An 18609-nucleotide genomic window follows, 5' to 3' on the forward strand; every position below is an offset into this window, starting at 1 on the left:
CTCGAGACTCGCGCCTGCGGCGCATGCGCTTCGAGTGCTCGAACGCGAGCCGGCCGCGAACGGGGCTCGTAAGACTCGCCCCGGCGTAGCCGGTTGGTGAGGTATCTCGCTACTCGGGCGATACCGAGTGGTTCCCACCGCAGCGCAGGGTCGGGGGCGTAGCCCCGTGGGGGTTCGGGGGCGCTTGCGCCCTCGAGGAAATGCTTTTCTTTCTTTGCCCGCCGCGCCGGAAAGGCGCTGTGACCTGCGGCCTCCGCGCTACGGCCGGGGTTCCGGGGGATTTACCCGCGGGTAGACGTACAATCTGGTCGTTGGCTCCTCTGCGGCAGCGAGAGACAGATCTCGCGCCCGGACAACTACGGCAACAGCCGGACGCACCCGCCGCGTGGCGTCGGTCTTCGGTAGTGGCCTCCCGGCGCGGATAGCGAATCCGTCCGGCGGGCTTCGATCGATGACCGCCTCCGCGTCGCCGTTCCCAAGGGGGATCGGCCGGGTGCGCGCGTTGCGCAGCACGAGGCTGCCGCGTGTCCGCATCCGGAACGGCTGACGAAATGCCGGGTCGCGCCCGACGGGCGCTGGATCCGGCGAAGACGAGAGGTTGAGACAAGACATATGACCGACACCATCGAACGCAAGTCAACGGCCGTCGAGGTCGAGCCCGGCGTGTTCGAGTCCGTCGCGCTGATCGACAACGGCGCCTACGGCACCCGCACGGTCCGCTTCGAGACCGGCCGGCTGGCGCGGCAGGCGGCGGGCGCGGTCGCCGCCTACCTGGACGACGAGACCATGCTGCTCTCCGCCACCTCGGCGGGCAAGGCGCCCAAGGACCACTTCGACTTCTTCCCGCTGACGGTCGACGTCGAGGAGCGGATGTACGCCGCGGGCCGCATCCCTGGCTCCTTCTTCCGTCGCGAGGGCCGCCCCTCCACCGACGCGATCCTCACCTGCCGCCTGATCGACCGGCCGCTGCGCCCGTCCTTCGTCGACGGCCTGCGCAACGAGATCCAGGTGGTCGTCACCATCCTGAGCCTCGACCCGAACGACCTGTACGACGTGGTCGCGATCAACGCCGCCTCCGCCTCCACCCAGATCGCGGGCCTGCCGTTCTCCGGCCCGGTCGGCGGCGTGCGGGTCGCGCTGCTGGCCGACCCCGCGGTCGGCGGCGCCCAGCAGTGGGTCGCCTTCCCGACCGTCGAGCAGCTCGAGCACGCCGTCTTCGACATGGTCGTGGCCGGTCGCGTGGTCGACTCCGGTGACGTCGCCATCATGATGGTCGAGGCCGAGGCCACCGAGAACGTGATCGCGCTGGTCGACGCCGGTGCGCAGGCGCCGACCGAGGCCGTCGTGGCCGAGGGGCTGGAGGCCGCCAAGCCGTTCATCGCCCGGCTGGTCCGCGCCCAGGCCGACCTGGCCGAGCTGGCCGCCAAGCCGACCGGCGAGTTCCCGCTCTTCCCGCCCTACGGCGACGACGTGTTCGCCGCCGTCGAGAACGCCGCCGCCGCGCAGCTCGGCGATGCACTGAGCATCGCGGGCAAGCAGGAGCGCGAGGAGAAGATCGACGAGATCAAGCTCTCCGTTCTGGACCAGCTCGGCGAGACCTTCGCGGGCCGGGAGAAGGAACTGGGCGCCGCGTTCCGCTCGCTCACCAAGAAGCTGGTGCGCAAGCGCATCCTGACCGACAGCTTCCGGATCGACGGCCGCGGCCTCGCCGACATCCGCGCGCTCTCCGCCGAAGTCGCGGTGATCCCGCGGGCGCACGGCTCGGCGCTCTTCGAGCGCGGCGAGACCCAGATCATGGGCGTCACCACGCTGGACATGGTGAAGATGGCGCAGCAGGTCGACTCGCTCGGCCCGGAGACCAGCAAGCGCTACATGCACCACTACAACTTCCCGCCGTACTCCACCGGTGAGACCGGCCGCGTCGGCTCGCCCAAGCGCCGCGAGATCGGCCACGGCGCGCTCGCCGAGCGGGCCCTGATGCCGGTGCTGCCCAGCCAGGAGGAGTTCCCCTACGCCATCCGGCAGGTCTCCGAGGCGCTGAGCTCCAACGGCTCCACCTCGATGGGCTCGGTCTGCGCCTCGACGCTCTCGCTGCTGAACGCGGGCGTCCCGCTCAAGGCGCCGGTCGCAGGCATCGCCATGGGCCTGGTCTCGGACACCGTGACCGGTGCCGACGGCACCGACGAGGTCCGCTACGTCGCGCTCACCGACATCCTCGGCGCCGAGGATGCCTTCGGCGACATGGACTTCAAGGTCGCGGGCACCCGCGACTTCGTCACCGCGCTGCAGCTCGACACCAAGCTCGACGGCATCCCCTCGCAGGTGCTGGCCGGCGCGCTGGCGCAGGCGCACGACGCCCGCACCACCATCCTCGACGTCATGGCCGAGGCCATCACCTCGCCGGACGAGATGAGCCCGTACGCCCCGCGCGTCACCGCGATCAAGATCCCGGTGGACAAGATCGGCGAGGTGATCGGCCCCAAGGGCAAGGTCATCAACCAGATCACCGAGGACACCGGCGCCAATATCTCCATCGAGGACGACGGCACCGTGTTCGTCGGCGCGACCGACGGCCCGTCGGCGCAGGCCGCGATCGACGCGATCAACGCCATCGCCAACCCGCAGCTGCCGAAGGTCGGCGAGCGCTTCCTCGGCACGGTCGTCAAGACCACCGCCTTCGGCGCGTTCGTCTCGCTGCTGCCGGGCCGCGACGGTCTGGTGCACATCTCGAAGCTGGGCAACGGCAAGCGCGTCGCCAAGGTCGAGGACGTGGTCAACGTGGGCGACAAGCTGCGCGTCGAGATCGCCGACATCGACAACCGCGGCAAGATCTCGCTGGTCCCGGTCGAGGAGACCACCGAAGCCGCGGCTCCCGAGGCCGCCGCCGCCGAAAGCGAGTAGACACGGTATCTGTGAGTACCGAGAACACGACGGCCCCTCTGCTCCGCGGTGAGCAGGGGGGTTCGTCGCTCCGAACCGCCACCGCCGAGGAACTGGGCTCGGACAGCGGGGTCCGCCGCACCGTGCTCCCCGGCGGGCTGCGCGTCGTCACCGAGCACGTCCCCGGCGTGCGCTCCGCCTCCGTCGGCGTCTGGGTCGGCGTCGGCTCTAGGGACGAGGGCCCCGGCGTCGCGGGCGCCGCGCACTTCCTGGAACACCTGCTGTTCAAGGCGACCCCGACCCGCAGCGCGCTGGACATCGCGCAGTCGATGGACGCCGTCGGCGGCGAGCTGAACGCCTTCACCGCCAAGGAGCAGACCTGCTACTACGCCCACGTCATCGACGAGGACCTGCCGCTCGCGGTCGACCTCGTCGCCGACGTGGTGCTGAACGGGCTGTGCCGGGCGAGCGATGTCGAGGTCGAGCGCCAGGTGGTGCTCGAGGAGATCGCCATGCGCGACGACGACCCGGAGGACCTGGTCGGCGACGCCTTCCTCACCGCGCTCTTCGGCGACCACCCGATCGGCCGCCCGGTGATCGGCTCGGTGGAGTCCATCGAGGCCATGCGCCCCACCCAGCTGCGCTCCTTCCACCAGCGCCGCTACCGGCCGGACCGGATGGTCGTCGCGGTCGCGGGCAATGTCGAGCACGAGCACACCGTCGAACTGGTGCACCGCGCCTTCGCGAACCGGCTCGACCCGGCCGCCGCGCCCGCCCCGCGCCGCGAGGGCCGCTTCCGCACCCGCACCGCCCCCACCCTGCACTGGAGCAACCGGGACAGCGAGCAGTCGCACCTGGCCTTCGGCGTGCGCGCCTACGGCAGGCACGAGGGGGACAAGCGCTGGCCGCTCTCGGTGCTCAACACCGTGGTCGGCGGTGGGCTCAGCTCCCGGCTCTTCCAGGCCATCCGGGAGGAGCGCGGGCTCGCCTACTCGGTGTACTCCGGGGTCGACACCTTCGCCGACACCGGCGCCTTCTCGGTCGCGCTCGGCTGCCAGCCGGAGAACCTCGGCACCGTCGCCGCGCTGGCCCGCGGCGTCCTGGAGGACGTCGCCGCGAACGGCATCACCGACGCCGAGTGCGCCAGGGCCAAGGGCTCGCTGCGCGGCGGGCTGGTGCTCGGCCTGGAGGACTCCGGCTCCCGGATGAACCGGATCGGGCGCAGCGAGCTCAACTACGGCAACCACCGCAGCGTCTCCGAGACGCTGGTGCGGATCGACGCCGTCACCACCGAGCAGGTCGACGCCGTCGCCCGCACCCTGCTCGCCCGGCCCATGGCCGCCGCGGTCGCGGGCCCCTACCGCCGGACCCGGGATCTCCCGGTCGCGGTGCGCAGGCTGGTGGAGAACTAGGGTTCGCGGTTGGCGGCCTGCACCACGGCGGGGAGCAGGCCGGGGAGCGCGGTCTCCAGCTCGGCGCGGCGCAGCCGCTGGCAGGTGCTGCCGTCGACGGTGAGCCGCTCGATCACCCCGGCCTCGCGCAGGATCCGGAAGTGGTGGGTAGCGGTGGACTTGTTGATGGCGTCGTAGAGCGCCGCGCACCGCACCGGGCCGCCCGCATTGGCCAGCCGCCGCACCATCTCCAGCCGGACCGGGTCCTGCAGCGCGCCGAGCACGGCGGACAGCGGCGCCACCGGCGCGGACGCTTCGCTCATGATCTCCCTCACTCCGGTTTGATGATGATCGTACCCGGCCCGTAGGGTCGAGAGCGGTTCGACAATCATCAAACTCATTCGACGGGAGCCGCGATGACCGCGACCATCGCCGAGCCCACGGTGCAGCGCTGGGCCTACCCCCTGGTCCTGGTCGCGACCGGGGTCGCGCTCGGGGTCTCCGGCGCGCCCGCGCCGCTCTACGGGCTGTACGAGAGCGAGTGGCAGCTGTCGCCGCTCACCACCACCGTCGTCTTCGCGGTCTACGCGGTGGCGGCGCTGGCCGCGGTGCTGGTCACCGGCCGGATCTCCGACGTGCTCGGCCGCAAGCCGGTGCTGCTCGGCGCCTTCGGCACCATGATCGCCGGGCTGGTGGTCTTCGTCGCCGCCGACTCGGTGCCGATGCTGGTGCTGGCCCGCGCGCTGCACGGCCTCGCGGTGGGCGCCACCGTGGTCGCGGGCGCGGCCGCGCTGCTCGACCTGCGGCCGCACCGCGGCGCGCGCTCCGGGCAGCTCAGCGGGGTGGCCTTCAATGTCGGGATGGCGGTGACGATCCTCGGCTCGGCGCTGCTCGCCCAGTACGCGCCGTACCCGCTGCGCACCCCGTACGTCGTGATCAGCGTGGTCTGCCTGGCCATCGCGGCCGGGGTGATCGCGCTGCGCGAGCCGCACGCCGCCCGAGTGGCCGGGCGGATCCGGATCGCCAGGCCCGCGGTGCCCGCCGAGATCCGCGGCGACTTCTGGTTCTCCGCCATCGGGGTGATGGCGGCCTGGTCGGTGCTCGGCGTGCTGCTCTCGCTCTACCCGTCGCTGGCCGCGCGCCAGACCGGCATCCACAACCTGGTCTTCGGCGGCGCGGTGGTGGCCGCGACCGCGCTCTCCGCCGCGCTGGTGCAGCTCTTCGCCACGCGGGTTCCGGCCCGGCGGGCCGCCGTGGTCGGCGATGTCGGGATGGCGTTCGCGCTGCTCGCGCTGATCCCCGCGCTGGCGACGCACAGCTGGGTGGCGGTGCTGCTGGCCGGGGTGTTCCTCGGCGGCACCTTCGGGCTCGGCTTCGGCGGCTCGCTGCGGCACCTCTCCGACGTGGTGCCGCAGAACCGGCGCGGCGAGACCATGTCGGCCTACTACCTGCTCGCCTACACCGCCATGGCGCTGCCGACGGTGCTCGCGGGCTGGGCGGCGAACACCTGGGGGCTGAGCACGGTGTTCCCGTGGTTCGTCGCCGCCGCCGCCGTCGCCTGCCTGGCCGCGGCAGGGTTGGGGCTGCGCCGCCGCAACCCGGCCGCCGTCGGCCCGTGACGCCCGGCCGGGCATCCACGCCGCCGGGCGTCGGTGATCCCGCGCCGGTCGCCGTTCGGAAGGTCGGCGCCACCGGCCGCCGCGGCGCGCCCGCGATCCCGATCGGGTGCGGGGTAGCGTCGGCGGCATGAGGATCCGTGGAGCTGTCCTGGAGCGCATCGCCGCGCCCGCCCCGTTCGCCGAGTCGGCGCCGCTCACCGTCTCCGAGCTGGAGCTGGCCGAGCCGGGGCCGGGCGAGCTGCTGGTGCGGATCGAGGCCGCCGGGCTGTGCCACTCGGACCTCTCCGTGGTCGACGGCAATCGGGTGCGTCCGGTGCCCATGCTGCTCGGGCACGAGGCCGCGGGCCGGGTCGAGGCGGTCGGCCCCGGCGAGCCGGACATCGCCGTCGGGCAGCGCGTGGTCATGACCTTCCTGCCGCGCTGCGGCGAGTGCGCGGGCTGCGCCAGCGAGGGTCGGACGCCGTGCGTGCCCGGCAGCGCTGCCAACAATGCCGGTGAGCTGCTCGGCGGCGGCCGCAGGCTGCGCCGCGCCGGCGAGGAGGTGCACCACCACCTCGGCGTCTCCGCCTTCGCCACGCACGCCGTCGTCGACCGGCGCTCGGTGGTCCCGGTCGACGACGACGTCCCGCCCGAGGTCGCCGCGGTGCTCGGCTGCGCGGTGCTCACCGGCGGCGGTGCGCTGCTCAACTCGGCGCCGCCCGCGCAGGGCGACCGGATCATGGTGGTCGGGCTCGGCGGCGTCGGCATGGCGGCGCTGCTGGTCGCGGTCTCGCTCGGGGTCGGCGAGGTGATCGCCGTCGACACCGTGCCGGAGAAGCTCGCGCTCGCCCGCGAGCTCGGCGCGGCCCGCGCGCTCACCCCGGCCGAGGTGGCCGACCAGGGCGTGCAGGCCGAGGTGGTGGTGGAGGCGGCGGGCAATGTCCGCGCCTTCGAGACCGCGGTGGCCGCCACCGCGCCCGGCGGGACCACGGTCACCGTCGGGCTGCCCGCCCCGGAGGCCCGCGCGAGCATCTCGCCGCTGGCGCTGGTCGCGCAGGGCCGCTCGATCGTCGGCAGCTACCTCGGCTCCGCGGTGCCGTCCAGGGACATCCCCGAGTACGTGCGGCTGTGGCGCGCGGGCAGGCTGCCGGTGGAGCGGCTGGTCTCCGCCCGGATCGGGCTGGAGCAGATCAACGCCGCCATGGACGAGCTGGCCGCCGGGCACGCGCTGCGCCAGGTGATCGTGTTCGGAGGCTAGGCTCACCGGTGTTCGGACGAGAGGAGAAGCGGTGACCATTCGGATCGGAGTACTCGGCGCGCAGGGGAAGGTCGGCCAGGCCATCTGCGCCGCGGTGCGGGCGGCGGATGACCTGGAGCTGGTCGCGAGCGTCGACAAGGACGACGCGCTGACCGCGCTCACCGACGCGAACACCGAGGTCGTCGTCGACTTCACCCACCCCGACGTGGTGATGGGCAACCTGAAGTTCCTGGTGCAGCACGGCATCCACGCCGTCGTCGGCACCACCGGCTTCGACGAGGCCAGGCTCGCCGAGGTGCGCGGGTGGCTCGCCGACAGCCCCGGAACCGGCGTGCTGATCGCCCCCAACTTCGCCATCGGCGCGGTGCTCTCCATGCGCTTCGCCGAGCAGGCGGCCCGCTTCTTCGAATCGGTCGAGGTGGTCGAGCTGCACCACCCGAACAAGGCGGACGCGCCGTCCGGCACCGCCTACCGCACCGCCGCGCTCATCGCCGAGGCCAGGGCCAAGGCCGGTGTCGGCCGCAGCCCGGACGCCACCAGCACCGAGCTGGAGGGGGCGCGCGGCGCCGACGTCGACGGGGTGCGGGTGCACTCGGTGCGGCTCGCCGGGCTGGTCGCGCACCAGGAGGTGCTCTTCGGCACCCAGGGCGAGACGCTCACCATCCGGCACGACTCCATCGACCGGAACTCCTTCGCCCCCGGCGTGCTGCTCGGGGTCAGGAACATCGCCGCCCGCCCCGGCCTCACCATCGGCCTCGACCCCCTCCTGGATCTGTGACCGAAGCCGCGCCCGGCCGCGAGGTGCTGAAGCGGGTCGCCGTCGTCACCGCCCTGGTGCTGGCGCTCGGCTTCTACTTCCTGCTGCTCGGCCGGATCGCGATCGACCTGCTCACCTCCGGCGAGGCGGCGGCGATCGGGATCGGGATCGGCGTGCTGATCCTGCCGATCATCGGTCTCTGGATCGTGGTCGCCACGCTGCGCGCCGCGCTCGCGCACCAGCACCTGGCCCGCCGCATCCACGACGAGGGCCGCGAACTCGACACCGCCGACCTCCCGCGCCGCCCCTCCGGGCGGGTCGAGCGGGCCGCGGCCGACGCGCTCTTCGCCGAGGTCAAGACCGAGTGGGAGGCCGACCCGGACAACTGGCGCTCCTCCTACCGCCTCGCCCGCGCCTACGACCTGGCCGGCGACCGCTCGCGCGCCCGCGAGGTCATGCGCCGCGCCGTCGCCCTGGAACGCCTGGACCGGTGACGGGAGTGCCTCGCCTGCTGATCGTGCACCACACGCCGTCCCCGCACACGCACGAGATGTTCGAGGCGGTGCTGCGCGGCGCCACCGACCCGGAGATCGAGGGCGTCGAGGTCGTGCGCCGCCCCGCGCTCTCGGTCGCGCCGGTCGACGTGCTGGCCGCCGACGGCTACCTGCTCGGCACCCCCGCCAACCTCGGCTACATGAGCGGCGCGCTCAAACACGCCTTCGACACCGTCTACTATCAGGCCCTCGACAGCACCAGGGGCCGCCCCTTCGGGCTCTACCTGCACGGGAACGAGGGCACCGAGGGCGCGGCCCGCGCGGTTGATGCCATCACCACCGGCCTGGGCTGGGTCAAGGCCGCCGAGCACGTCGTGGTCTCCGGCAAGCCGACCAGGGCCGACCTCGAGCAGTGCTGGGAGCTCGGCGGCACCATCGCCGCGCAGCTCATGGGATGACCGCGCCCCCGATTCTGGTGGGCTGACCGGACACCCCCGCACCCGGCATACTGCCTGGACGAGCCGTACACGACGGCCGGGATGGGAGCATCGAGGTGACCTGGGGCGAGGAGGGCGCGCCTGCCCGGCGGATCGGGCTGGTGGAGGACCACGAATCGGTGGCCATCGGCCTGGCGGCGATGCTGGCCCCCGAACCCGACCTCGACCTGGTGCACACCGCGGGCACCGTGGGCGAACTGCTCTCCGCCACCACCGACCTCGACCTCGCGGTGCTCGACCTTCGGCTCGCCGACGGCTCCGCGCCGGAGGACAATGTGCGCGCGCTGCGCGACCGCGGCATCGAGGTGCTGGTCTTCACCGGCGCCGACAACGCCTTCCTGGTGCGCTCCGCCGCCAAGGCCGGGGTGCTCGGGGTGGTGCGCAAGTCCGAGGACGTGCCGACGGTGGTGGCCGCGGTGCGCCGCGCCGCCTCCGGCGAACAGGTGGTGACCACCGACTGGGCCGCCGCCATCGACGGCGACCCGCAGCTCTCCGACGTCGGGCTGAGCCCGCGCCAGGAGGAGGTGCTGATGCTCTACGCCTCCGGCGAGAAGGCCTCCAGGGTGGCGCGGCTGGCCGGCCTCTCCGAGCAGACCGTCAACGACTACCTGGGCCGGATCCGGCAGAAGTACGCCGACGCGGGCCGCCCGGCGCCGACCAAGACCGACCTGTACAAGCGCGCGGTGGAGGACGGGTGGCTCCCGGTGCCCGAGCGCAACAGCAGGGCATGACCGCGGGCGCGCTGACTCCCGCCGACACCGTTTCTCCGCAGGGCCGCTGGGGCAGCGGGCTGCTCGCCATCGCCGCCGGGCCTGCGGGCGAGCCCGCCGCCGACCGCATCCTGCGCAGGCTCGGGCTGAGCATCGGCATCGCGGGCGTGATCGTCGGGCTGGTCGAGCTGCCGGAGATCGCGGACCAGAGCGGCGGCGCCGACCCCGGCCGGGTGGCGCTCACCGTGGTGCTTGCCTTCGGGCTGTTCCCGGTGCTCGCGGTGGTCTCGGTGGGGATGAACCGCAGGGCGATCCAGCGCACGGCCGCCGCCGCGGCGGTGAGCTTCCTGCTCGCCGCGGTCATGGTGCCGAGCACCTACCCGGTGCTGGAGTCCGGGTCGGAGCAGATCTGGCTGTTCCGGGTGCTGGTGCTCGGCGTCCTGGTCGCGGCGCTGGCCTGGCGGCTCCCGATCGCGGTCGGGTACCTGGCCTTCAGCTGCGTGCTGATCTCGGCGGCGAACGCCGCGGTGCTGCCCGAGGTCACTGCGGCGGCCTTCGTCAGCGCGGTGGCCAGGTCGGGCGGGCTGGCCGCGCTCTTCGCCTGGTGCGTCATCTACGCGCGGGCCGCCGCGGCCAGGGTGGACCGGGAATCCGCGCTGGAGGGCAGGCGCGCGGCCGCGGTGGCAGGCGCGGCGGCCAGGGAGCGGGAGCGGGCCCGATTCGCCGCGCTCATCCACGACGCCGTGCTCTCCACCCTGCTCGACGCCTCGCGCGGTGGCTGCACCGAGCCGAACGTGCTGCACCGGCAGGCCCAGCGCACCCTCGAGCAGCTCGACGCCGTGCGCGGCGGCGGGATCGCGCCGGACCGGCTGGACGCCCGGTCCGCCATCGGCTTCCTGCGCTCGGCGGTGCACGAGGTGAACCCGGAGATCGAGTTCCGCGCGCAGCGCCCCGGCGCGGGCGGCGACCTGGACATGCCGCTGGAGGCCGCGGTGACGCTGGCCGCCGCGCTCACCGAGGCCGCGCGGAACAGCCTGCGGCACGCGGCGGTGCCCGGCCGGGTGGTGCACCGCGCCGTCACCGTGACGATCGGAGCGGGCGGCATCCGCGTCGTCCTGCGCGACGACGGCGCCGGTTTCGACCCCGGCGCCGTCCCGCCGGACCGGCTCGGGGTCGCCGTGAGCATCCTCGGCCGGATGAGCAGGCTCTCCGGCGGCGCGGGCTTCGTGGAATCACACCTCGGCGCGGGCACCACCGTCACCCTGGTGTGGGGCAACGATGGCTGAGCGGGACACCGAGTTCGCGCTGCGCGACCTGCTCGGCCTGCGCGACGGCGCCGCCTGGCTCTTCCTGGCCGGCTTCGAGGCGCTCATCGTGCTCTACATGGTGCGCAACTTCGCCGGGTCGCCGCCGCTGCCCGCGCTGCTCGCCCTGCTCGCGCTGGCGGCGGCCGGGTTGCTGGTGCTGGTGATCCCGGTCGACCCGCTGCCCGCGACCGCGACCGCGCTGGTGGTGCTCGCCGCCCCGGTCGCGGCGGTGCTCACCACGATCGGGCTGCCGGACCGCGGGGACGCCCCGCAGGTCTCCACGGCCTTCGCCGCCTCCTACGTGCTGGCGCTGCTGGTCCTGCGCGGCAGGCTCGGCGCGGCCTGGGTCGGGGTGGTCGCCACCGCGGCGGTGATCGCGGTGCTGGGCGCCACCGAGGGGATGACCGGCCGCGCCTTCGTCGGCACCATCGTGCCGATCGGCACGGTGGCGGGGGTCTCGCTCTTCGCCGCGGTCATGCGGCCTACCCAGCGCTCGCTGCGCACGCTGCGCGAGGAGGCGACGCTGCGGGCCGCCGCCGAGGCGGGCCTGGCCGCGGAGAACGGCGAGCGGGACCGGCAGCTCGCCCGGCTGGACCGGCTGGCCCGCCCCATGCTGGAGCGGATCGCCGCGGGCGCCGAGCTGAACGGCGCCGACCGCGAGCAGTGCAGGCTGCTGGAGGCCGAGCTCAGGGACGGGCTGCGCGCCCCGCAGCTGGTCACCGACGAGCTCAGCGCCGCCGCCCGCGGCGCCCGCGCCCGCGGGGTCGAGGTGGTGCTGCTGGACGACGGCGGCTTCGCCGGGGTGCCGCAGTGGGTGCGCGAGCGGGTGGTGGACGCCGCCGCCAGGGAACTCGACGCCGCCACCGACGGCCGGGTCACCGTGCGGGTGCTGCCCATGGGGCGCCGGGTGCTGGCCACCGTGCTCGCCGCCACCGGCGCGGCGGACCGGCGGATCGAGATCGACGCGGCGGGCGAGGTCCGGGTCTCCACCTGACCTGTCGGACCCCCGTGGCATCCTGCGCGGCATGCGGACGATGAGCGCGGCCGCCGCGCGCCGGACGGCGCTGGCGGCCCAGGGGTTCGGGCGGCGCAAGCCCGCCACCACCACCCGCAGGACGGTCCTCGACGTCCTGGCCAGAACCCAGCTGCTGCAGATCGACTCGGTCTCCGCGGTGGTCCGCGCGCACTACGCGCCGGTCTTCAGCCGGATCGGGCCGTACGACCGCGCCCTGCTGGACGACGCCGCCTGGCGGCACCGCCCGCGCACCCCGCGGCGGCTGGTGGAGTACTGGGCGCACGAGGCCGCGCTGATCCCGGTCGAGGACTGGCCGCTCTTCCGCTGGCGGATGGTGCAGTACGAGCACGGCCGCTGGGCGGGGATGCGCCGGGTGCTGGAGCGCAACCCGACGCTCGGCGCCGATATCGTCGCCGTGCTCACCGAGGTCGGCGCCGCCACCGCGGGCGAGGTCGAGAAGCACCTGGAGCTGGACCGCCCTGGCCCGCGCGGCTCCTGGTGGGACCACAGCGACACCAAGGCGATCTGCGAGCAGCTCTTCGCCGCGGGCGCCGTCTCGGTGAGCCACCGCGCCGGCTTCACCCGCTACTACGACCTGGCCGAGCGCGTGATCCCGCCGGAGCTGCACGCCCGCGCGGTGCCGGAGGCGGAGGCGGTGCGCGAGCTGGTGCGCCGGGCCGCCACCGCGCTCGGCGTCGCCACCGAGTCCGACCTGCGCGACTACTACCGGATGCAGCGCAAGCAGACCGAACCGGCCATCGCCGAGCTGGTGGCCGCGGGCGAGCTGATCCCGGTCGCCGTCGAGGGCTGGGACCGCCCCGGCTACCTCAGGGCAGGCGCCCCCGCGCCGCGCAAGATCTCCGGTGCCGCGCTGCTCTGCCCCTTCGACCCGCTGGTCTTCTGCCGCCCGCGCACCGAGCGGATGTTCGGCTTCCACTACCGGATCGAGATCTACACCCCCGAGGCCAAGCGGGTGCACGGCTACTACGTCTTCCCGTTCCTGCTGGACGGGCAGCTGGTCGGCCGGGTCGACCTGCGCGCCGAGCGCGCCGCCGGGCGGCTGCTGGTCCCGGCCGCCTTCGCCGAGCCCGGCCACGCCACCCCGTACACCGCGGCCGCGCTGGCCGGGGCGCTGCGCGAGATGGCGGACTGGCTGGAGTTGGACGACGTGGTCCTCGGCGAGCGCGGCGACCTCATGCCGGAGCTGGCTCAGCTGTCGGTGCGCGGCTCCGGCTTGGCGCCCGACCCGCTGCCGTAGCCGCGCATCTGGTCGCGCAGGGTATTGCTGACGGCGTGCGAGAGCCACGAGTTGAGCGACTGCCCGCTCTGCGCCGCGGCCTCCTCGGCGCGCGACTTCAACTGCTCGACCAGGCGCAGCGTGACCCGGCTGATGTCGCCGGTCATCTCCTCGAAGGTCGGCGGCACCTCGGCCCTCTCCTCGGCCACCGGGCGCACGTCCACCGCGGCGTCCGTGCCGTGCACCGAGACGTGCACGGTGCGGTCGCCGAGCGCGGTGCTCACCTCGGCGGCCAGGTCGGAGAGCGCGGCGAGCAGCACCAGCCGGGCGGAGCTCTCCGCGGCGGTGGCCAGCGCCTCGGCGGTGGCGCGGGTCTGCTCGTCGCCGAGCGCGGCCGCGGCGACCAGGTCGGCGCGGAGGCGGGCGGTGTAGCTGTCGAGATTCATGACACCAGCATGATGTCTCCATGATGTCGCCGCAAGGAATCTATGACATCATCTGGCGTCGATATGGTGTCAGTGGTGGGGTGTGCGGCCGGTTCGCGCGCGCGGCACACCGGCGGCCGGACGACGGTGTCGAGCCGCCGCGCCCGACCGGGTAGCCTTTCTCACCATGAGGAACGGTGAAACGACGCCCACCCCGCTCCGGGCGTCCGGCTCGGTCGGCGTCGCCATGGTGACCCCTTTCACGCCCGAGGGGAAGCTGGACGTGGACGCGGGTGTCGCGCTGGCGGCGCACCTGGTCGACCGCGGCGTCGACCTGCTCGCCGTCTCCGGCACCACCGGCGAGTCGCCGACCACCACCGAGTCCGAGAAGGCCGACCTGCTGCGCGCGGTCGTCGACGCCGTCGGCGAGCGCGCCACCGTGATCGCGGGCGCGGGCACCTACGACACCGCGCACTCGATCCACCTGGCGCGCAACGCGCAGCGCGCGGGCGCCCACGGGTTGCTGGTCGTCACGCCCTACTACTCGCGGCCCTCCCAGGAGGGGCTGGTCGCGCACTTCACCGCGGTCGCCGACGCCACCGACCTGCCGGTCACGCTGTACGACATCCCGCCGCGCTCGGTGGTGCCGATCGCCTCGGACACCATCCGGGTGCTGGCCGAGCACCCGCGCATCGTCGCGGTGAAGGACGCCAAGGGCGACCTGAACATGGGCGCCGGGCTGATCGCGGAGACCGGGCTGGCCTGGTACTCCGGCGACGACTCGCTCAACCTGCCCTGGCTGTCGGTGGGCGCGGCCGGTTTCATCAGCGTTATCGGGCACCTGGTGCCGGAGCGGCTGCGCGACCTGTTCGCCGCCTACGCGGCCGGTGACGTGGTGCGGGCCCGGCAGCTCAATGCCGATCTGATCGGGCTGAACAATGCCATGGCGCGCCTCGGCGGCGTGGCGATGACCAAGGGCGGGCTGCGCCTGCTCGGCGTGGACGTGGGCGAGCCGCGGTTGCCGCAGCTCATGCCCTCCACCGCCCAACTCGACGAGCTGGCCTGCGATCTGCGGGCCGCGGGGGTACTTGTATGAGCCGACCACGGAGACGTTCCGCCAGCCGCACCGCGGGCCCGCCGCTCCCGGCGAGCGAGCGGCCGGTCGCCGAGAGCGCCGCTCCGGAGATCGATGCTGCCGCCGACGCGGCCGCCGTAGTGGCCGACGGCGCCGCGACAAGCCGCGCCGCCGTCGGTGAGACCGGTGGTGCCGCAGCGGAGCAGGCCGTCGCACCGCGCGAGAACAGCGCGGCCGTCGCGCAGTCGTCGGTGGCCGCCGAGGCCGGAGCGGCCGTCGCGGAGCGGACGGACCGTTCGGGCGGCTCCGCGAGCCGCGACGGTGGTGCCGAGCAGGCGTCCGGCGGGCGGAACGACCGGCAGGGCAGCCGCCGCGGCAACCGCGGCAGGCAGTCCGGGCGCCGCCAGGAGCCGCAGGAGCCGCAGGTCGTGGCGGCCCAGGACCGGCTCGGCACGCCGCCAAGGGCGCCGAAGAACGGCCTGCGCGTCTTCGCGCTCGGCGGCATCGGCGAGATCGGCCGCAACATGACCGTCTTCGAGTTCGGCGGCAAGCTGCTGATCGTCGACTGCGGCGTGCTCTTCCCGGAGGACCAGCAGCCCGGCGTCGACCTGATCCTGCCCGACTTCCGGCCCATCGAGGACCGGATGGACGACATCGTCGCGGTGGTGCTCACGCACGGCCACGAGGACCACATCGGTGCCGTGCCGTTCCTGCTCCGGCTGCGCCAGGACATCCCGGTGATCGGCTCCCGCTTCACCCTCGCGCTGGTCGCGGCGAAGTGCCGCGAGCACCGGCTGCACCCGAAGCTGGTCGAGGTCACCGAGGGCCAGCACACCACGCACGGCCCGTTCGGCTGCGAGTTCTTCGCGGTCAACCACTCCATCCCGGACGCGCTCGCGGTCGCCATCCGCACCCCGGCGGGCGTCGCGCTGCACACCGGCGACATCAAGCTGGACCAGCTGCCGCTGGACGGCAGGCTCACCGACCTGGCCGGCTTCTCCCGGCTCGGCGACGAGGGCGTCGACCTGTTCCTGGTCGACTCCACGAACGCCGAGGTGCCCGGCTTCGTCACCCCGGAGCGCGAGATCGGCGGCGTGCTCGACACCGTCATCGGCAAGGCCCGCGGCCGGGTGATCGTGGCCTCGTTCGCCAGCCACGTGCACCGCATCCAGCAGGTCGTGGACGTGGCCCAGCGCTACAACCGCCGGGTCTGCTTCGTCGGCCGCTCGATGGTCCGCAATATGCAGATCGCGCAGGAGCTCGGCTACCTGACGGTGCCGCCCGGCGTCGAGATCACCATGGACGGCGCGGCGAGCCTGCCCGGCGACCGGCTGGTGCTGATCTCCACCGGCTCGCAGGGCGAGCCGCTCTCGGCGCTCTCCCGGATGGCCCGCGGCGACCACCGGCAGATCAACGTTCGCGCCGACGACCTGGTGGTGCTGGCCTCCTCGCTCATCCCCGGCAACGAGAACTCGGTCTTCACCGTGGTGAACGGCCTGGCCAGGCTGGGCGCGACGGTGATCACCCAGCAGAACGCCAAGGTGCACGTCTCCGGGCACGCCTCGGCGGGCGAGCTGCTGTACCTGTACAACGCGGTGCGCCCGACCAACGCCATGCCGGTGCACGGCGAGTGGCGGCACCTGCGCGCCAATGCCGCGCTCGCGGTGGCCACCGGCGTGCCGGAGGAGCGGGTGGTGCTCGCCGAGGACGGCGTCGTCGTCGACCTGGTGGACGGCATCGCCTCGATCGTCGGCCGGGTGCCGGTCGGGCACGTCTACGTGGACGGCCTCTCCGTCGGCGACGTCGGCGAGTCCACGCTCTCGGACCGGCTGGTGCTCGGCGAGGGCGGCTTCATCTCGATCACCGTCGCCATCGACCAGGACACCGGCAAGGCGGTCAGCCCGCCGGAGCTCAGCGGCCGCGGCTTCTCCGACGACCCGACCGCGCTGGCCCAGGCCGCCGAGCTGGTCGAGGCCGAGCTGCTGCGGCTGGCGGGCGAGGGCGTCACCGACACGCACCGGATCGCGCAGAGCGTGCGCCGGGTGGTCGGGCGCTGGGTGGCCGACGTCTACCGCCGCCGCCCGATGATCGTGCCCACCGTCATCGGGGTCTGACCCGCGAACGGAACGGAGCCCGCCGGAGATCTCTCCGGCGGGCTTCGTCGTTTCCGCGGCTCAGCTCTCGCAGGCCGCCGATTCGATCTCGGCGCTCTTGACGACGTTGCAGGCGAAGGTGTTCGAGACCTTCCACTGCCCGCCCTCGGAGACGAACTCGATGAAGGCGTTCTGCACCGGGGTGCCGCCGATCGAGACGTCGGCGTCGGCCTTGACCTTGCCGTCGACCGGGTCCTGCACATTCGTCACCTGCACGGTGACGTTCTCCCGCTCGGCCGCCGCCACCAGGTTCTGCACCAGGTAGGGGTCCTGCTCGGCGTTCTGGATCCAGCTGATCTTCTCGGCGTTCGGCACCGCGGGATCGAAGGCCTTGGTCAGCCGGTCGTTCAGCTCGGCCACCGACGGCTTGGCCAGCGCGGGCGCGGACGGCGTCGTCGGCGCGGAGCCGGTCTGCTTGCTGCCCACGTCGCTGCCGCCCTGCGCCTCGGCTGCGTCGGCGTCCCTGGTGGCGGTGGGGGCGGCGGTGCCGGAGTCCGCGTCGTCACCGGCGCTGCTGCAGCCGACCGCGAGCGTGCAGGCGGCGGTGGTCACGAGCACCGCGACGGCGGTGCGGAAAGGGTGCTTCACGGTGTTCCCCGTCATTTGCTGTGGTTGGAGGTGCAGTTCCAGTGCACGATGGCGGCGTCGGAGTAGTTCTCGCCGAGCGCCCGCGACTGCGCGGTGCGGCGGGAGTCGCCGTAGGCCCAGCTCCAGGTGGCGGTGCGGTCCGAGTAGGCGACCGCGCCGCAGCCGTTGGCGAACCACACCACCGACTGGCAGTCGGCAGCGTCGCAGCTGCTCAGCGCCCTTGACTCCGCGGTGTCCACATCCGAGTAGTCGTACGAGTACCCGATGTACCCGGTGGACGTGGAGAGCGCGATCGCGCCGTAGTAGTACCGCGCGGCCTGCGCGGAGGGAGCGCCGAGCGTCAGCGCGGAACCGACCGCGGCGGCGACGACGACGCCGGAGACGAACTTTTTCACGGGGGAGTTGCCCTTCTGTCCGGAAGATCCACGACCCGATGGACCGAAGCAACAAAATACACAGTGCGGACCGCGCTGGGTATCTTCGGCAGGATGAGCATGGCACAGAAGGAACGCCGGGAACTGGTGGCGACGATGGCGGCCGCGGGCCCGGACGCACCGACGCTCTGCGGCAGCTGGACCGTCCGCGACCTGGCCGCGCACCTGGTGGTGCGGGAGCGCAGGCCGGACGCGGCGCCCGGCATCATGATCGCGGCGCTGGCGCCGCGGCTGGAGAAGATCCAGGCGCGCGCCGCCGAGCGGCCCTTCCCCGAGCTGCTGGAGGCGGTGCGCACCGGGCCGCCGTGGTGGTCGCCGCTCAAGCCGATCGACGCGGTCGCCAACCTGGCCGAGTACTTCGTGCACCACGAGGACGTGCGCCGCGGGAGCGACCCGTGGGAGCCGCGCGAGCTGCCCGCCGACGAGCAGCGCCAGCTCTGGAAGACGGTGCGGCGCATGGCGAAGATGGCCTACCGGAAGTCGCCGGTGCCAATCGTGCTGCGCACGCCGGACGGGGACGAGGCGCGGCTCGGTTCGGGTCCCGGTGAGCCGGTCGTGCTGCTCGGCGCGCCTGCCGAGTTGCTGCTGCACGCCTTCGGCCGGGACAAGGTGCGGATCGAGACCTCCGGTCCGGAAGATTCGGTTCGCCAGGTCCTCGCGCTGGACCGCTCCCTGTAGATCGCCCGCCTCGCCCGAGGCGGGCACACGGAGGGAACCACTCCGTGACCGGCCCGCGAGACGCGCGGGAACAGTGTTGCGGATGGTTTCCGCGGGGCATTTGGGGCTAGCC

General features: G+C 73.5%; 18 protein-coding genes. 14 read left to right on the plus strand and 4 right to left on the minus strand.

What is annotated here, in order from left to right; translation table 11 throughout:
* Positions 1–612 precede the first annotated feature (612 nt).
* Both ACFUUZ_RS23850 and ACFUUZ_RS23855 read left to right on the plus strand, forming a co-directional pair.
* Positions 613–2901, plus strand: coding sequence for a polyribonucleotide nucleotidyltransferase (locus ACFUUZ_RS23850; protein ID WP_378699756.1), 2289 nt, complete (start codon positions 613–615; stop codon positions 2899–2901).
* Between the two features lie 92 nt (positions 2902–2993).
* Positions 2994–4292: a M16 family metallopeptidase gene (locus ACFUUZ_RS23855; RefSeq protein WP_378699843.1), complete on the plus strand. Its 1299-nt coding sequence runs from the start codon at positions 2994–2996 to the stop codon at positions 4290–4292.
* On the opposite strand, the gene ACFUUZ_RS23860 is transcribed toward ACFUUZ_RS23855, so the two are convergent.
* The gene (locus ACFUUZ_RS23860) at positions 4289–4594 is read right to left on the minus strand and encodes an ArsR/SmtB family transcription factor (protein ID WP_378699759.1); all 306 of its coding nucleotides are present in this window, start codon (positions 4592–4594) and stop codon (positions 4289–4291) included. The two genes, ACFUUZ_RS23855 and ACFUUZ_RS23860, sit on opposite strands and share 4 nt — an antisense overlap.
* Positions 4595–4687: 93 nt before the next feature.
* Between ACFUUZ_RS23860 and ACFUUZ_RS23865 the strand changes: the two genes are divergently transcribed.
* The 9 genes from ACFUUZ_RS23865 to ACFUUZ_RS23905 all read left to right on the plus strand — a co-directional run bounded on the left by ACFUUZ_RS23865 (position 4688) and on the right by ACFUUZ_RS23905 (position 13165).
* Positions 4688–5890, plus strand: a complete 1203-nt coding sequence (locus ACFUUZ_RS23865; RefSeq protein WP_378699761.1) for an MFS transporter — start codon at positions 4688–4690, stop codon at positions 5888–5890.
* 127 nt (positions 5891–6017) lie between these two features.
* Positions 6018–7127 (plus strand): alcohol dehydrogenase catalytic domain-containing protein, encoded by a 1110-nt coding sequence (locus ACFUUZ_RS23870; protein ID WP_378699764.1) that lies wholly within the window; start codon positions 6018–6020, stop codon positions 7125–7127.
* 31 nt (positions 7128–7158) lie between these two features.
* The gene (dapB, locus tag ACFUUZ_RS23875) at positions 7159–7905 is read left to right on the plus strand and encodes a 4-hydroxy-tetrahydrodipicolinate reductase (RefSeq protein ID WP_378699766.1); all 747 of its coding nucleotides are present in this window, start codon (positions 7159–7161) and stop codon (positions 7903–7905) included.
* Positions 7902–8378: a hypothetical protein gene (locus ACFUUZ_RS23880; RefSeq protein WP_378699768.1), complete on the plus strand. Its 477-nt coding sequence runs from the start codon at positions 7902–7904 to the stop codon at positions 8376–8378. Before dapB ends, ACFUUZ_RS23880 begins: the two co-directional genes overlap by 4 nt.
* Positions 8379–8434: 56 nt before the next feature.
* Positions 8435–8836 (plus strand): flavodoxin family protein, encoded by a 402-nt coding sequence (locus ACFUUZ_RS23885; protein WP_378699845.1) that lies wholly within the window; start codon positions 8435–8437, stop codon positions 8834–8836.
* Between the two features lie 95 nt (positions 8837–8931).
* Entirely contained in the window at positions 8932–9606 is a 675-nt protein-coding gene (locus ACFUUZ_RS23890) for a LuxR C-terminal-related transcriptional regulator (protein ID WP_378699770.1), read from the plus strand.
* The gene (locus tag ACFUUZ_RS23895) at positions 9603–10871 is read left to right on the plus strand and encodes an ATP-binding protein (RefSeq protein ID WP_378699772.1); all 1269 of its coding nucleotides are present in this window, start codon (positions 9603–9605) and stop codon (positions 10869–10871) included. Before ACFUUZ_RS23890 ends, ACFUUZ_RS23895 begins: the two co-directional genes overlap by 4 nt.
* Entirely contained in the window at positions 10864–11886 is a 1023-nt protein-coding gene (locus ACFUUZ_RS23900) for a hypothetical protein (protein WP_378699774.1), read from the plus strand. Before ACFUUZ_RS23895 ends, ACFUUZ_RS23900 begins: the two co-directional genes overlap by 8 nt.
* Before the next feature lie 31 nt (positions 11887–11917).
* Positions 11918–13165: a winged helix-turn-helix domain-containing protein gene (locus ACFUUZ_RS23905; protein WP_378699776.1), complete on the plus strand. Its 1248-nt coding sequence runs from the start codon at positions 11918–11920 to the stop codon at positions 13163–13165.
* Here the strand turns inward: ACFUUZ_RS23905 and ACFUUZ_RS23910 are convergent.
* On the minus strand, positions 13117–13590 hold the full coding sequence (locus tag ACFUUZ_RS23910; RefSeq protein WP_378699778.1) for a hypothetical protein: 474 nt from the start codon (positions 13588–13590) through the stop codon (positions 13117–13119). The two genes, ACFUUZ_RS23905 and ACFUUZ_RS23910, sit on opposite strands and share 49 nt — an antisense overlap.
* A gap of 166 nt (positions 13591–13756) precedes the next feature.
* Here ACFUUZ_RS23910 and dapA point away from each other — a divergent pair, with 166 nt between their 5' ends.
* On the plus strand, positions 13757–14665 hold the full coding sequence (dapA, locus tag ACFUUZ_RS23915; protein ID WP_378699780.1) for a 4-hydroxy-tetrahydrodipicolinate synthase: 909 nt from the start codon (positions 13757–13759) through the stop codon (positions 14663–14665).
* Positions 14662–16758: a ribonuclease J gene (locus ACFUUZ_RS23920; protein WP_378699782.1), complete on the plus strand. Its 2097-nt coding sequence runs from the start codon at positions 14662–14664 to the stop codon at positions 16756–16758. Before dapA ends, ACFUUZ_RS23920 begins: the two co-directional genes overlap by 4 nt.
* A gap of 60 nt (positions 16759–16818) precedes the next feature.
* On the opposite strand, the gene ACFUUZ_RS23925 is transcribed toward ACFUUZ_RS23920, so the two are convergent.
* Positions 16819–17400: a hypothetical protein gene (locus ACFUUZ_RS23925; RefSeq protein WP_378699784.1), complete on the minus strand. Its 582-nt coding sequence runs from the start codon at positions 17398–17400 to the stop codon at positions 16819–16821.
* On the minus strand, positions 17397–17780 hold the full coding sequence (locus ACFUUZ_RS23930; protein WP_378699786.1) for a DUF4189 domain-containing protein: 384 nt from the start codon (positions 17778–17780) through the stop codon (positions 17397–17399). The genes ACFUUZ_RS23925 and ACFUUZ_RS23930 overlap by 4 nt, the downstream gene beginning before the upstream one ends.
* Positions 17781–17873: 93 nt before the next feature.
* Here ACFUUZ_RS23930 and ACFUUZ_RS23935 point away from each other — a divergent pair, with 93 nt between their 5' ends.
* On the plus strand, positions 17874–18497 hold the full coding sequence (locus ACFUUZ_RS23935) for a TIGR03085 family metal-binding protein (RefSeq protein WP_378699788.1): 624 nt from the start codon (positions 17874–17876) through the stop codon (positions 18495–18497).
* Positions 18498–18609: the final 112 nt, after the last annotated feature.

Source organism: Nocardia sp. NPDC057353 (genome assembly GCF_042667085.1).
Lineage (GTDB): Bacteria > Actinomycetota > Actinomycetes > Mycobacteriales > Mycobacteriaceae > Nocardia.